At 41.4% G+C, this 12,244-nt stretch carries 13 protein-coding genes; 8 read left to right on the top strand and 5 right to left on the bottom strand.

Going from position 1 to position 12,244, the window contains the following annotated elements:
* The first annotated feature begins 136 nt into the window (after nt 1-136).
* The 4 genes from ACSC9N_RS00705 to ACSC9N_RS00690 all read left to right on the top strand — a co-directional run bounded on the left by ACSC9N_RS00705 (nt 137) and on the right by ACSC9N_RS00690 (nt 4,258).
* Nucleotides 137-589, top strand: coding sequence for a MarR family winged helix-turn-helix transcriptional regulator (locus ACSC9N_RS00705; protein WP_094148488.1), 453 nt, complete (start codon nt 137-139; stop codon nt 587-589).
* Nucleotides 590-787, top strand: a complete 198-nt coding sequence (locus tag ACSC9N_RS00700) for a DUF3565 domain-containing protein (protein ID WP_159152743.1) — start codon at nt 590-592, stop codon at nt 785-787.
* A gap of 199 nt (nt 788-986) precedes the next feature.
* Nucleotides 987-3,221 carry a TonB-dependent receptor gene (locus tag ACSC9N_RS00695; RefSeq protein WP_395475261.1) on the top strand — a complete coding sequence of 745 codons (2,235 nt, stop codon included), beginning with the start codon at nt 987-989 and terminating at the stop codon, nt 3,219-3,221.
* A 188-nt stretch (nt 3,222-3,409) separates the two neighbouring features.
* The gene (locus tag ACSC9N_RS00690) at nt 3,410-4,258 is read left to right on the top strand and encodes a methylated-DNA--[protein]-cysteine S-methyltransferase (protein ID WP_395475003.1); all 849 of its coding nucleotides are present in this window, start codon (nt 3,410-3,412) and stop codon (nt 4,256-4,258) included.
* Nucleotides 4,259-4,307: 49 nt separating this feature from the next.
* Here ACSC9N_RS00690 and pyrE read toward each other — a convergent pair whose 3' ends face one another.
* On the bottom strand, nt 4,308-4,958 hold the full coding sequence (gene pyrE, locus ACSC9N_RS00685; protein WP_183173466.1) for an orotate phosphoribosyltransferase: 651 nt from the start codon (nt 4,956-4,958) through the stop codon (nt 4,308-4,310).
* A 39-nt stretch (nt 4,959-4,997) separates the two neighbouring features.
* Here pyrE and ACSC9N_RS00680 point away from each other — a divergent pair, with 39 nt between their 5' ends.
* On the top strand, nt 4,998-5,816 hold the full coding sequence (locus tag ACSC9N_RS00680) for an exodeoxyribonuclease III (RefSeq protein ID WP_333654258.1): 819 nt from the start codon (nt 4,998-5,000) through the stop codon (nt 5,814-5,816).
* A 452-nt stretch (nt 5,817-6,268) separates the two neighbouring features.
* Nucleotides 6,269-6,640: a Spx/MgsR family RNA polymerase-binding regulatory protein gene (locus tag ACSC9N_RS00675; protein WP_395475002.1), complete on the top strand. Its 372-nt coding sequence runs from the start codon at nt 6,269-6,271 to the stop codon at nt 6,638-6,640.
* Nucleotides 6,641-6,662: 22 nt separating this feature from the next.
* On the opposite strand, the gene ACSC9N_RS00670 is transcribed toward ACSC9N_RS00675, so the two are convergent.
* Together ACSC9N_RS00670 and ACSC9N_RS00665 are read right to left on the bottom strand one after the other, a co-directional pair.
* Nucleotides 6,663-7,885 (bottom strand): IS3 family transposase gene (locus ACSC9N_RS00670; RefSeq protein WP_395475001.1). Its coding sequence is split into 2 segments (ribosomal slippage): nt 6,663-7,549 and nt 7,549-7,885, totalling 1,224 coding nucleotides; the frame shifts between segments, so codons are not numbered across the junction.
* A 97-nt stretch (nt 7,886-7,982) separates the two neighbouring features.
* On the bottom strand, nt 7,983-8,420 hold the full coding sequence (locus ACSC9N_RS00665; protein WP_004691748.1) for a DUF2147 domain-containing protein: 438 nt from the start codon (nt 8,418-8,420) through the stop codon (nt 7,983-7,985).
* A 155-nt stretch (nt 8,421-8,575) separates the two neighbouring features.
* On the opposite strand from ACSC9N_RS00665, the gene ACSC9N_RS00660 reads away from it, so the two are divergent.
* On the top strand, nt 8,576-9,487 hold the full coding sequence (locus ACSC9N_RS00660; protein WP_058870520.1) for an alpha/beta hydrolase: 912 nt from the start codon (nt 8,576-8,578) through the stop codon (nt 9,485-9,487).
* Between the two features lie 70 nt (nt 9,488-9,557).
* On the opposite strand, the gene ACSC9N_RS00655 is transcribed toward ACSC9N_RS00660, so the two are convergent.
* Nucleotides 9,558-10,124 carry an FMN-dependent NADH-azoreductase gene (locus ACSC9N_RS00655; protein ID WP_039890677.1) on the bottom strand — a complete coding sequence of 189 codons (567 nt, stop codon included), beginning with the start codon at nt 10,122-10,124 and terminating at the stop codon, nt 9,558-9,560.
* Between the two features lie 246 nt (nt 10,125-10,370).
* Here ACSC9N_RS00655 and ACSC9N_RS00650 point away from each other — a divergent pair, with 246 nt between their 5' ends.
* On the top strand, nt 10,371-11,606 hold the full coding sequence (locus ACSC9N_RS00650) for a GGDEF domain-containing protein (RefSeq protein ID WP_395475000.1): 1,236 nt from the start codon (nt 10,371-10,373) through the stop codon (nt 11,604-11,606).
* On the opposite strand, the gene ACSC9N_RS00645 is transcribed toward ACSC9N_RS00650, so the two are convergent.
* On the bottom strand, nt 11,603-12,241 hold the full coding sequence (locus tag ACSC9N_RS00645) for a glutathione S-transferase family protein (protein ID WP_395474999.1): 639 nt from the start codon (nt 12,239-12,241) through the stop codon (nt 11,603-11,605). The two genes, ACSC9N_RS00650 and ACSC9N_RS00645, sit on opposite strands and share 4 nt — an antisense overlap.
* Nucleotides 12,242-12,244 lie beyond the last annotated feature (3 nt).

Here is a 12,244-nt window from a genome sequence, read left to right as displayed (position 1 = left end):
AAACACTGAATCGACCTCACTCTCAGAATAATATTGCACACAATTAACTTGCGCACAAGATTATTATGTGCAATACACTTTCATCCCTATTTCATTTATACTGCTTTACAGACATTAACACCCAAGGACATGCAACATGGCGGACACCCCACTTTTAGAAAACCGCGTGTGTTTTGCCATGTATTCCGCAACCAATGCCATGGTTCGTCAATACCGTCCACGCTTACAAGTTTACGATCTGACCTATCCGCAATTTATTGTTTTGTTGGCTTTATATGAGCAGGACAATGTGACACTGACCGAGATTGGACAAAAAACCTTTTTTGACTCAGGCACCTTAACCCCGATTATTAAAAAACTAGAAGAAAAACAGTTTTTAAAGCGTGTTGCCGTCAAAGAAGATGAACGTATGAAAAAAGTCGTTCTACTGGAAAAAGCACTGTTAGCCAAAGATAAAATTATGGCCATTCCATTTGAGCTGGCGTGTTCTTTAGGCCTAGATCCCGATGATTTGGCGGCTATCCATCAACTGTGTCAGCGTTTTTTAAATGGCTTAGAACAGCCCCAACACGGCAGTCGAGATACTTAAGTGCAACAAGCGATTGTTGGCTTTCATCTCGATGAAGAACATCATTGGGTGGCGGAGCTTTCCTGTGGCCACACACAACATGTCCGCCATACTCCACCATGGCAAAACCGCCCTTGGGTACAAACTGAGCAAGGACGTCAAGAAAAAATAGGCGTTCTTTTAAGCTGTAAAAAATGCATGGAAAATGCACAAAAATAATTCTTTTACATTTTCTTCAAATTTTAATGCTTATTTATCAATTTTTTAGAAAAATTAAAAAGCCTGTACAGCTGTACTTTTCAACCCAGTAAAACTATGTAGAAAAAATGAATATTACCGTAAGTCTTGTTCATTTTTAGTAAATGATTATACTTCTCATTTTTATTGGCAATTCACTCTCTCCGAGCCTTAAATCATGATGAAATCTTCACCACAGCCGCTTTGTGGTTCTAACCTATTCAAATATAGCCTTCTCAGCTTTATGATTTTAAATGCGCATGCAGCCTATGCGGATGAAGCGACGCTACAAAATAATGAGAACCCCTCCTCGCAAGCGATGACAAACAAATCGGGCACAGCAGCAGTTTTGCCCACCTTAAAAATTGAGGCAATGAGTGAACTTGATCCAATCAAAAGCTATGTCGATTATGATCAGGCCAATGTCACACGGAATGGTTTAAAGAAAAAAGACATTCCTCAAACCATCGACACCATTGATGTACAGAAATATAAAATCTATGGCTCTAACGACCTCAGTGTAATGCTACAAGGCACACCAGGGGTATCCACCAGCTACGATACGCGTGGTGATGGCATTACCCTCCGTGGTTTCTCTGCCGACTCGGGTGATATTTACCGTGATGGTATTCGTGAAAGTGGCCAAGTACGTCGCAACACATCCAACATTGAACGCATCGAAATTTTAAAAGGCCCTGCCTCGGTACTTTACGGTCGTAGTGCTGGCGGTGGTGTGATCAATATGGTGAGTAAATACGCCAACTTTGACTCGAAAAGTTCCGTCGGTACTTACGTAGGCTCATATGATAACTACGGTGCTACCGCAGATATTAACCAAGTGTTGAATGACAATTGGGCTGTCCGTTTAACAGGTGAATACGGTGAAGCGGATAGTTTCCGTTCAGGCATCGACAGTAAAATTGAGATGATCTCGCCAAGTTTCACTTATAAAAATGATGATGAAACCCTCACGTGGACCACACAATATACTTATGACAAATTAAATCGAACCCCTGACCGCGGGCCTTCTTATAGTAACTTACCCGCGGGTGTTTCAATCAAGACTGGCTTTGCTCAAGAAGGCGATTTTATTGAAGACGAATTACAAGTCATTCGTACTGATGTGAAATATCAATATGCGCCAAATTGGAATTTCCACTGGGCGCTCAGCTATCGCCAAGCTTATCAGAACTTTGACAACTTCTTTGGTGGCACCTATTGCAACAATAATCTCACTTTAGAAGCCACACCAAAAGCATGTACTTGGAATGGTTACATACGTCAAAGCTATGCATGGCAAGAAACCATGAATAAGACCATTACCAATACTTTTGATATTTCTGGCTCATTCAAAACTGGAGCTATAGAACATCAGCTCCTCGTCGGTGCAGATGTCAGCCGTGAAGACCGTTCACCAAAACTAGGAAATTACTCAAGTGGTACAGGTGTTCCTCGCTACTATGGTTTTATTAACCCCTACAATCCAGCAGACCAATATAATACGTTACCAAGCTCTGAACGCCTCCCTGTAACCTCGGAAAATCATCACGTAGGTGAGTCAATGGGGTTCTTCGCTCAAGATTTAATTAGCCTGACACCTGAACTCAAAATGATGTTAGGTATGCGCTATGATCAGTACAATTTCAAATCGACCAATCATATCCAGAACCTTTCAAAACAATATGATGATACGACCTTCAGCCCTAATATTGGCTTTGTATGGCAACCATCAGAACAACACAGTTTTTATACTTCATACAATAAAAGCTTCGCCCCTTATGGAGGTCGTGGCAATATTTCTGTTGATGTTAATACTGATCCTAAATACTATGATGCTGAACCTCAATACAATGAACAATATGAAATTGGGGTTAAGAGTGATTGGTTAGACCAACGCTTAAACACACAACTTTCTGTTTATGACATTCGTAAAAAGAATATTCGTTATCAACCTGATTCAAAAGAACAACCTTTCCTTTGGTCCGTAGGTGGTGAACATCAAGCCAAAGGTTTAGAGTTCAGCTTCATCGGTCGTGTACTGGACAACGTATTTGTCCGTGGTGGTTATGGTTATACCGATACTGAAGTGAAAAAGGATAAGGAAAAACCAGAGAATGTAGGGAATGCATTAGCAAATGCCTCTAAAAACACAGGCAACCTGTTTGTGCGCTACTTACCTACAGAAAAACTCTACGGTGAAGTTGGTGTGACTTATGTGGGCTCTTATTACACAAACATCAATAACTTGACCAAGATGGATGGTTTCAATCGTGTCGATGCAGCCATTGGTTATAATGCTGATCCATGGAACTTGACCTTAGCTGTCAGCAACTTGACCAATAAAGAATATTGGCGTTCGAACTCTATGCCTGGTACACCACGTAGCTTCCTCATGCGTTTGAACTACCAGTTCTAAACCCCTTTAGTTAAAACGCCATCTCAAGCGGAACAGGTCACTGTTCCGCTTTTTTATGCTTATCAAGGGACGATTATGCCAATCAATAAATGCTTTGAATCTTTTGTTATAAAACGCAAGAAACGGATTTTCAGGCCTGACTGGATTTGTTAGTGTTTTCTTAAGTTAAATGATTTCCACGAGTAATCATGACAGAACATAGCAATTACGCACGTGTGGCAAAGGCAATTGAATACATTGAACAAAACTTCAAACAGCAACCCAGTTTGGCTGAGATTGCTGAACACGTGCATTTAAGTCCTACACATTTTCAGCGTATGTTTAGCGAATGGGCTGGTATTAGTCCGAAGAAATTTCTGCAATACATTAGTGTGGAATATGCAAAGTTAGTTTTGAAAAATCACACAGAAAATAATATTTTTGCAGCAACTTTTGACACTGGCCTTTCTAGTACCAGCCGATTGCATGATTTATTTGTCCAAATCGAAGGTATGACGCCCGCAGAATATAAACATGGCGGTGAAGCACTCCACATTCACTATAGCTTTGCCGAGACCATTTTTGGCTCCGTCATTATTGCCTCGACCCCTAAAGGGATTTGTCATATAGCCTTTACCGAAGCAGATCGGGATGCATTGGCCTATCTGAAAAAACAGTTCCCACGTGCGACATTTATTGAAGATCAGGATGAATTACAACGCAAAGCACTCGCGATTTTTCAGCAAGATCAACACAGCCTATCAGAGATTAAACTGCATCTGAAAGGCACCGACTTTCAGCTCAAGGTGTGGCAAAGTCTGCTCAAAATTCCCATGGGGCAGCTCAGCAGTTATGCACATATTGCCCAAGAGATTGGGCAAGAGCGTGCTTCACGAGCGGTCGGAACAGCCATTGGCAGCAACCCCGTTGCCTTTTTAATTCCATGCCATCGGGTCATTCAGTCTTCAGGGCAACGTGGCGGCTATATGTGGGGGACAACACGTAAAACTGCGATAATTGGTTGGGAAGGTGCGCATAGCCAAACGCCAACCGAATGAGAGAGCCAATAAAAAAGGAAGCCGAAGCTTCCCTTTTTTGTTTCAACGCTTAAACGCCATATTTCACGCGATAGGCTTCCATTTTTGCTAAAGCTTCTGTCTCACCTTTAGCCTCTAAATAATTCATCAAATCTTTCATGGTCACCAATGCATGTACTGGAATTTCAAGTTCTTTTTGCACTTCTTGAATCGCAGACAGCTCACCTTGACCTTTTTCTTGACGATCTAATGCCACCAACACACCTGCAATCTGCGCACCTGCATTTTTCAAAATGGTGACTACTTCACGGATCGCTGTGCCAGCAGTAATCACATCATCAATAATCCAGACTTTTTTGCCTGCAACGGATGCACCAACCAAGACCCCGCCTTCACCATGATCTTTGGCTTCTTTACGGTTAAACCCCCAAGGCACACTCACCCCATGATTTTGTGACAAGGCCACCGCTGTTGCAGCAACAAAAGGAATCCCTTTGTACGCAGGACCAAAGACCACCTCAACATTGTTGCATTCTGTCAGTTTAGTTGCATAGCCAGACGCCAGTAGTGACAAGGCTTCGCCGTCATTGAGTAGGCCTGCATTAAAAAAATAAGGACTCACACGACCCGATTTTAAAGTAAACTCACCAAATTTAAGCACGCCACGTGATAATGCGAGTTCGATAAAAGCTTGAGGGTTAAATGTCGCTTGCGTTGTCATGCGGTGCTCCGTATTTTCAAATTGAGGTAAGACTTGCGCATGATACCAAAGAGTAGCTATCCAAGTGATCAAAAAATTTTACGTGTGGTTTCAATTAACGTAAATGGTCTACGTTCTGCAGAAAAAAAAGGGATTTTTGATTGGATTGCCACATCAGATGCCGATGTGATTTGCATGCAAGAATCTCGCATCACCCACGAACAATGGACCGATAAATTTAAACCTGAAGGCTGGCATACCCACCTGTTCCCTGCTGAACGTCCAGGGTATGCTGGTACTGCTATTTATAGCCGTTTACCGTTTGTTTCAGTTACTGATGGGCTTGGTTTTGAATTGGCTGATTCTCAAGGCCGCTTTATTTCGGCTGAGTTTGACTTAGGCTTAGACCAAAACGTGCATATTTGCTCACTCTATTTACCATCGGGTTCTTCTGGTGAAGAAGCACAAGTCCGTAAAGATCACTTCTTAGACGAATACAAACAAATTTTGCAACAATGGCGCGATGAAAATAAATCCGTGATTGTCTGCGGTGACTACAACATCGTACATAAACGCATCGATATTAAAAACTGGTCAGGCAATCAAAAGGCCTCAGGCTGCTTACCGCACGAACGCGCTTGGCTCGATCATATTTATGATGAACTTGGCTATGTCGATACTTTCCGTGAAGTACGTCCAGAGGCTGAGCTTTATTCGTGGTGGTCAAACCGTGGACAAGCTCGTGCCAAGAACGTGGGCTGGCGCATTGACTATCAGGCTTGCTCACCTGACTGGAAAGCCCGCACAGTCAATGCTTGGGTCTATAAAGAAACATGGTTTAGCGACCATGCACCTGTCATTATTGACTACAAAATCTAGAAAAATTTAAGTATTTAGTTCATACTCAGTGAACAACCGTTTACTGAGTATGAGTTTTTAACCTACATTATCTGCCGTTTTTTGAGTCTTTTTCTGATCAATCAATCAGTGCATTATGTTTCCACGGCAAAGGGACGATGTCAGGATGACAGCACAAGGACAGGACGCCGTAGGATGAAATTAAAACGAACTATGGATATAGTTGGTTTTCAAGGATGTGACAATGGACGTTGTAATGAGACCCGCATGATCAGGATGATTAAATGCGGGTTTTCTCTTTTTTAGTCTCTGCTTTTTTAATGCTTCTTCTTTTTATATTCTATTTTTCTTTGATTTAATTCTAAAACGCTTTTATGACAAGACGATGACGCTGTTGGCTTAAATCGCGACACTAGAGCTGCTCTGCTTTTTCCGTTACTCTAAACCCAGCTTAAAATTTAGAAGGGTTTTCCATGTTAAACGTGTATGGCATTAAAAATTGTAATTCAATGAAAAAAGCATTCGACCTACTGAATGAGTTAGGTTTAGCGTATGAGTTTCATGATTATAAAAAACAAGGCATTGATGCTGCGACTGTCAAAACATGGCTCGATCAGATTGGGGCAGATCTGGTCCTGAATAAAAAAGGCACCACTTGGCGTAAGTTGACTGAAGCAGAACAAGACACTGCTTTAGCTTCAGAGCAAGGACTGATTGAAGCTCTCACGACCCATCACAGTCTCATCAAGCGCCCCGTGATTGCAACCCCGAATGGTTTTATTGTGGGGTTCAATGAAGATGCAATTCGCGCCCTAAAGGCATTGTCTTGTCCTGAAATAGATTGACAGTATTCCACTTCAAACCGAGTTAAGCAATTAGCTCGGTTTTAGTTTGTTCATACATCTGATTCGGGGTGTTCATATTTAAACTTAAATGTGGTCTATAGTAATTATAAATCATGATAGATTCCGTAATTAAGTGATCTAACTCCTTCATGGTTTGACATCGTGTAGTTAAAAACTCCTGCTTTAATATTCCATTAATCCGCTCTGCTAATGCATTTTGATAACAGTCTCCTCCATCTGTCATGGAAGGACATATCCCATAATGGCGCAATGCCGATTGATATAGCTCAGAGCAATACTGAGAGCCTCTGTCTGAATGATGAATCATCCTAGTCGCTCGATCCGTCACATGCTGCATCGCCATATGTAGAGCCTGCATAACATTCTCCGCACGCATATCATTCGATAACTTATAACCTTTAATCTGACGGGTATAAGCATCTGTCACCAATGATAAATAATGTACGCCTTCAGCACTCTCAACATAAGTAATATCACTAACAAAGACTTCGTTGGCTTGCACTGCTGAATAATCCTTTAATAAATTTGGATGCTTCTTCATCCAATGCTTGCTATCCGTAGTTTTTGTATAGCGACGCTTGGGGTGAATCAATAAATTATTTTCTTTCAATATTTTAAATAACTGATCCCGTCCACACTTTAAACCACGCTGCAACAATTTGCCTTTAATAAGCCAATACAGCTTACGTGTTCCGATACTTGGCATGAGACAGCGATACTCCATAATCAACTCGAGTATTTGTTCGGTTATTTGTGCAGTCATTTGAGCACGTTTTTCTGCTTGATAATAAGCTTGTCGAGTGATTCCTAACCACTGACAATAACGTGAAACGCTTAGTCTTCTTTGGCTTTGCCAATCTTTGAAACGTGCTCGGTATACTTTTTTCCAAGATCAGTCCCACACTCTTTATCAATGTGATAAATCACATCCTGTATAAATTCAGTTTTGAGCTTTTCTGCGGCTAACTGTTTTTCTAATTGGCGGATTCGTTGTTGGGGTGTCAATTGACGTTTAGAAGAAGTCGGCATATTCGAAGTCCAATCTTGTTGTCCGTGCTTGCGTAACCATACCAGCACAGTTGATCTTCCTTGAATACCATATTTTGCCTGAGCTTGTTTATAAGTAATTTGCCCTTTTTCTACTTCATGTACCACCATCATTTTAAAGGCCAAGCTATAATCACGTTGTGTACGTTTAACTCGTTGTTCTCGTGCATGTTCCATAAAATAAGTCTCTTAAGGTGTAAACTTATTTCAGGACGGGACACATAACAAAAACAAAAAAGCCGAGCAATTGCTCGGCTTTTTTTGTTGGATGAGATTAGTTCGCGCGAATCCAAGTTTGGTTACGGCCAAGTGCAGCCACACCAATATAGCCACGAAGCTCTAGTTTTTTACCACCAGCAGCAATGTTGCCTTTTAATTTATAAGTTTTACCCGTTTGCGGATCTAAAATTGATCCACCTTCATAGCTTGTACCACCCGCGTTTTTCAGACCATGTACAATCGTTAAACCTTTCAACGATTTGTTTTTGTATGGGCCTTCACACTTGGTACATGCATTTTCTTCACCTGGTGTCAAAATACCTTGAATACTCGCAGTTAAAGTTCCATTTTTTTGCTCAGTGAATTTAACCAAGGCTTTCGCTTGTTTAGTTTTGTCATCAATCGTTTTCCAAACAGTGCCATTCAGCGGATCTGCTGCATGAGCTAGAGCGGTTAATCCTAGTACGCTTAACGCAAGTGCAATTTTTTTCATTTTTGTCATTTCCCTAGTCTAGTATAGACGACTATCATTATTAAAAAGTCACAACAATTTTTCAATTTTTCAATGTGACCAATTAGTGTAACCTTGTAAATTATGTTGGTAAATACACAAACTCAAGGTAAAACAAATAACAAAATGGAATAACTATGAAGATTGCCGATCCATGGAAACAAATCATTACAGAGCAGTTTTTAAAAACCACGATTCGAACCCCAAGTCGCTTTAGTCTCCCACCCAGTAGTCAGCGTTTTCTTCTTGAACAAATGTGTCGTGCCTTTCCACTCAATAAGTCGATCCAGATTCGTCCTCTACGTCTTGCAGGCCTGCGTGCGGAAGAGTTAAAACCTGAAACTGAAGCCACTCAGCTCATTTTGCATATTCATGGTGGAGCTTTCTTTTTAGGTTCAATGAATACCCACCGTGCGTTTGTCTCAGACCTTGCAGCCAGTACACAAATGCAAGTCATTCACCTTGACTATCCTTTGTCACCCGAACACCCCTATCCTGAAGCCATTGATGCGCTGTTTGATGTTTATCTGCTGTTATTGGAGCAAGGGATACAAGCCAAAGATATTATTTTATCAGGGGATTCATGTGGTGCAAATTTAGCGCTAGCCTTGGCGCTGCGCATTCGTGATGAGCAACGCCCTCAAGTCAGTGGGCTGATTCTGCTTTCGCCATTTTTGGATTTAAGCTTAACCAGTGAATCTATTCGCTATAACAGCAAGCTCGATGCACTGTTATCCATCGAAGCCCTTGAAACAGGCATCGACTATTATGTTCCAGAGCAAATCGACCCCGCCGACCCACTCGTTTCACCCTTATTTGATGATTTAGCAGACCTCCCGCCTACCCTTGTACAAGTCGGTTCGAAAGAAATTCTCTTGGACGATGCCCAGCGGTTTAGAGATAAAGCGACCAAGGCAGGTGTAGATGTGACATTTAAACTATACACAGGCATGTGGCATAACTTTCAAATGTTTAATGCATGGTTTCCAGAAGCTAAAATGGCGTTGCATGACATAGCAACGTTTGCTCAAGCGCTCGACCAAGACTAGACACATCCTGCATAAAAAAAGGTCAGCTTAACGCTGACCAAATGAGGAATCATGGAACTACAGTTATTGTTTAAATCGCTTGCACCTGTGCTAAAGCTGCTGCAATGGCTTTATCTTTCAGCTCTGGCCCCATATTCACGCCTTCAGCACGAATGATTTCAACATCGGTCACACCGGTAAAATTAAAGACGGTTTTTAAGAAGCCTTCTTGGAAGTCAACAGGACTATTTTCACCATAGACACCACCGCGACTACTGGCAATATAGGCTTTCTTGTCACCAGCCAAACCGACCGGGCCATTTTCAGTATATTTGAAAGTACGACCTGCAACACTAATGCGGTCAATCCATGCTTTTAAAGTCGAAGTAATCCCGAAGTTATACATCGCTGCACCAATCACCACAACGTCCGCATCTAAGTACTGTTGAATAATACGTTCGCCCAGAGCCGATTGTTCTGCATTTTGACCCATTAAAATTTCTGCGTCTAAATGTGGAATCGGTTGCGTTGCCAAATCCAAATATTCAACCTCAACTTGCGCATGCTTTTCGCTGAGTTGCGAAACAATCGCTTGGCTCAACTGACGAGACACAGAAGCATCCGCCATAATACTTGAATCAATATGTAAAACTTTCATGGGATGTTCCAACATAATCTTTATTGAATAGTTGCATTTTAAAATAAGATTATCCTTAGAATAATAGGCCTATTCAAAACACTATGTTCTAAAAATAGAATGGTCTTTCCCTTCTGAGCTACATGCTCAGTTCGTCACCTTTGATACCGTCTTTTTATAAGATTGTGATATGTTGAAAGCAATGTATAAGAAATCAATCACATTATTTAAAAAATAAAGCGGATATATCAAGGATGAAACGATTGAATGAGTTCATGGTTCTCAATATCTAAACAGCTAAGCAACAGCAAACTTTCTCATTATCTACTTGAAGAGGAAGTGATTATGAACTGGGATACCTTGAAAAAGTGTATTTTAATCCTTGTTCTCGGCTGTTGTGTCAATTTGATCTGGTTAGTTTGGGAGACTTTTGTACTGTTCAACTCAGAATATTGGCATGTCGTTAATGTTCAGCTTTTGCGCCATAAATTGGTTATTAATTCCATTTTTTTCATCACGTTATTGGGTTTGATTTACCCTTGCTATGCCCTACAAAAACAAGCTTGGGTACAACGATTCCTCCCTTATATTGCGATTGGAATTTTAATCATCTCACTTTGCTATAACGGTTATATGATTGGGGTGTTTAGCCCTGTCACTATGGTGGTCTATATTTGTCTGATCGCTGTCGGTTTGGTGTTGTTTGAGCGAAAGATCGTGTATGCGATGCTAATTCCTGCGACAGGCTTCTTAACCTTCTCAGGCTACCTCAGTTTTATTGATGTGATTCCTTATGCTCCTATTTTTCAGATTGATGGCCAACTCTTTCTCAATGGGTTTTGGCTCCTATCGATGCTGTATTTCGTTATTCCCATCCTAATCACTTGTCTGATTTTATTTGAAATTTTACTTAGCCAATGGCGACATCGTGAACGACTCATTCAACATTTAAGTCAGATCGACCCACTAACCAATACATTTAACCGTCGCCATATTAGCCAAAGTTTGGAGTATTTGCATCAGCAAGATCCGCAGAATCCCTATGCGGTTATCCTCTTAGATCTCGATCATTTTAAAAGCATCAATGACCAATTTGGACATCATATGGGAGATAACGTGCTCATCGCTGTGAGCCAACAATTAAATAACCAGATACAAGACCATGACCTAGTGGGGCGCTTTGGCGGAGAGGAGTTTATCCTTATTTTAAAACATGCTTCACTCTCTAAAGCCCATCAAATTGCGGAACGTTGTCGTTCAGCCATCGAGGCTTTAGTCATTAACAATGATGAAGGCCAATCTATCCATGTCACAGCTAGTTTTGGTATTGCACAATCTCACCATGGACTCAGACCTCAGCAAGTTTTGAGTCAAGCAGACAAAGCACTCTATGCCGCTAAAGCCAGTGGACGTAATCAAATCAAATGCTATTTAGAAATCAATCCCGGTGAGCTCAAAGATAGCGCTGCATGTGGTGACACACAGCACATTTCACCTAACTAAACGGCTTCTGCCCGTGCCGCGTCGACCCATTGTATGACCGCAGGATGCTGCATAATGTGTTGCATATACTGCTGGCTGCGTTCAGATACAGGTAGTGCATAACTCTTGAAACGCATCACTACAGGGGCATAGAAGGCATCGGCTATAGAAAAATCACCAAATAAAAAGGTATGCTCATCCGAACGCTGTGCCCAAATTTGTTCAATTCGTTCGACATCTGCTCTTAATTCAGCATGCTGCGCACACAAAGCTAGCCCCTCAGCTATGCTGTACTGCGCCTGAATATTCATGGGGCATAATTGGCGTAGTGCCATAAAACTACTGTGCATCTCACCACTGATACTCCGTGCTTCTGCTCTCAAATAGTCAAGCTTGGGCCACAGGGCTAAATCTGGATTTTGCTCGGCCAAATATTCACAGATGACTAAAGAATCCCAAATTTTAAATTCACCCACATCCAATACGGGCACTTTAGCATTAGCATGAATGTGAGACAGTTGCTCTTTAAAACTGGGGTTTGTCGCATCAAAGCGAACCACTACCTCTTCAAAATCCAGATCAAATGCAGTCAAGACCAACCACGCTCGCATCGACCAACTGGAGTAATTTTTATTGGCAATATATAAACGTTGCATCAC

The organism is Acinetobacter sp. PC34 (genome assembly GCF_051789135.1).
Lineage (GTDB): Bacteria > Pseudomonadota > Gammaproteobacteria > Pseudomonadales > Moraxellaceae > Acinetobacter > Acinetobacter johnsonii.
Note: the sequence above shows the minus strand (reverse complement) of the source record. Positions and strands in the feature narration are given on the sequence as shown.

What these genes read in the sequence shown, in the direction of transcription:
- ACSC9N_RS00675 (WP_395475002.1), top strand. Translation starts at nt 6,269, where the DNA reads ATGTTAAACGTGTATGGCATTAAAAATTGTAATTCAATGAAAAAAGCA.
- ACSC9N_RS00655 (WP_039890677.1), bottom strand. Translation starts at nt 10,124, where the DNA reads ATGAAAGTTTTACATATTGATTCAAGTATTATGGCGGATGCTTCTGTG.
- ACSC9N_RS00645 (WP_395474999.1), bottom strand. Translation starts at nt 12,241, where the DNA reads ATGCAACGTTTATATATTGCCAATAAAAATTACTCCAGTTGGTCGATG.
- ACSC9N_RS00690 (WP_395475003.1), top strand. Translation starts at nt 3,410, where the DNA reads ATGACAGAACATAGCAATTACGCACGTGTGGCAAAGGCAATTGAATAC.
- ACSC9N_RS00660 (WP_058870520.1), top strand. Translation starts at nt 8,576, where the DNA reads ATGAAGATTGCCGATCCATGGAAACAAATCATTACAGAGCAGTTTTTA.
- pyrE (WP_183173466.1), bottom strand. Translation starts at nt 4,958, where the DNA reads ATGACAACGCAAGCGACATTTAACCCTCAAGCTTTTATCGAACTCGCA.
- ACSC9N_RS00695 (WP_395475261.1), top strand. Translation starts at nt 987, where the DNA reads ATGAAATCTTCACCACAGCCGCTTTGTGGTTCTAACCTATTCAAATAT.
- ACSC9N_RS00650 (WP_395475000.1), top strand. Translation starts at nt 10,371, where the DNA reads ATGAGTTCATGGTTCTCAATATCTAAACAGCTAAGCAACAGCAAACTT.
- ACSC9N_RS00705 (WP_094148488.1), top strand. Translation starts at nt 137, where the DNA reads ATGGCGGACACCCCACTTTTAGAAAACCGCGTGTGTTTTGCCATGTAT.
- ACSC9N_RS00680 (WP_333654258.1), top strand. Translation starts at nt 4,998, where the DNA reads ATGATACCAAAGAGTAGCTATCCAAGTGATCAAAAAATTTTACGTGTG.
- ACSC9N_RS00665 (WP_004691748.1), bottom strand. Translation starts at nt 8,420, where the DNA reads ATGAAAAAAATTGCACTTGCGTTAAGCGTACTAGGATTAACCGCTCTA.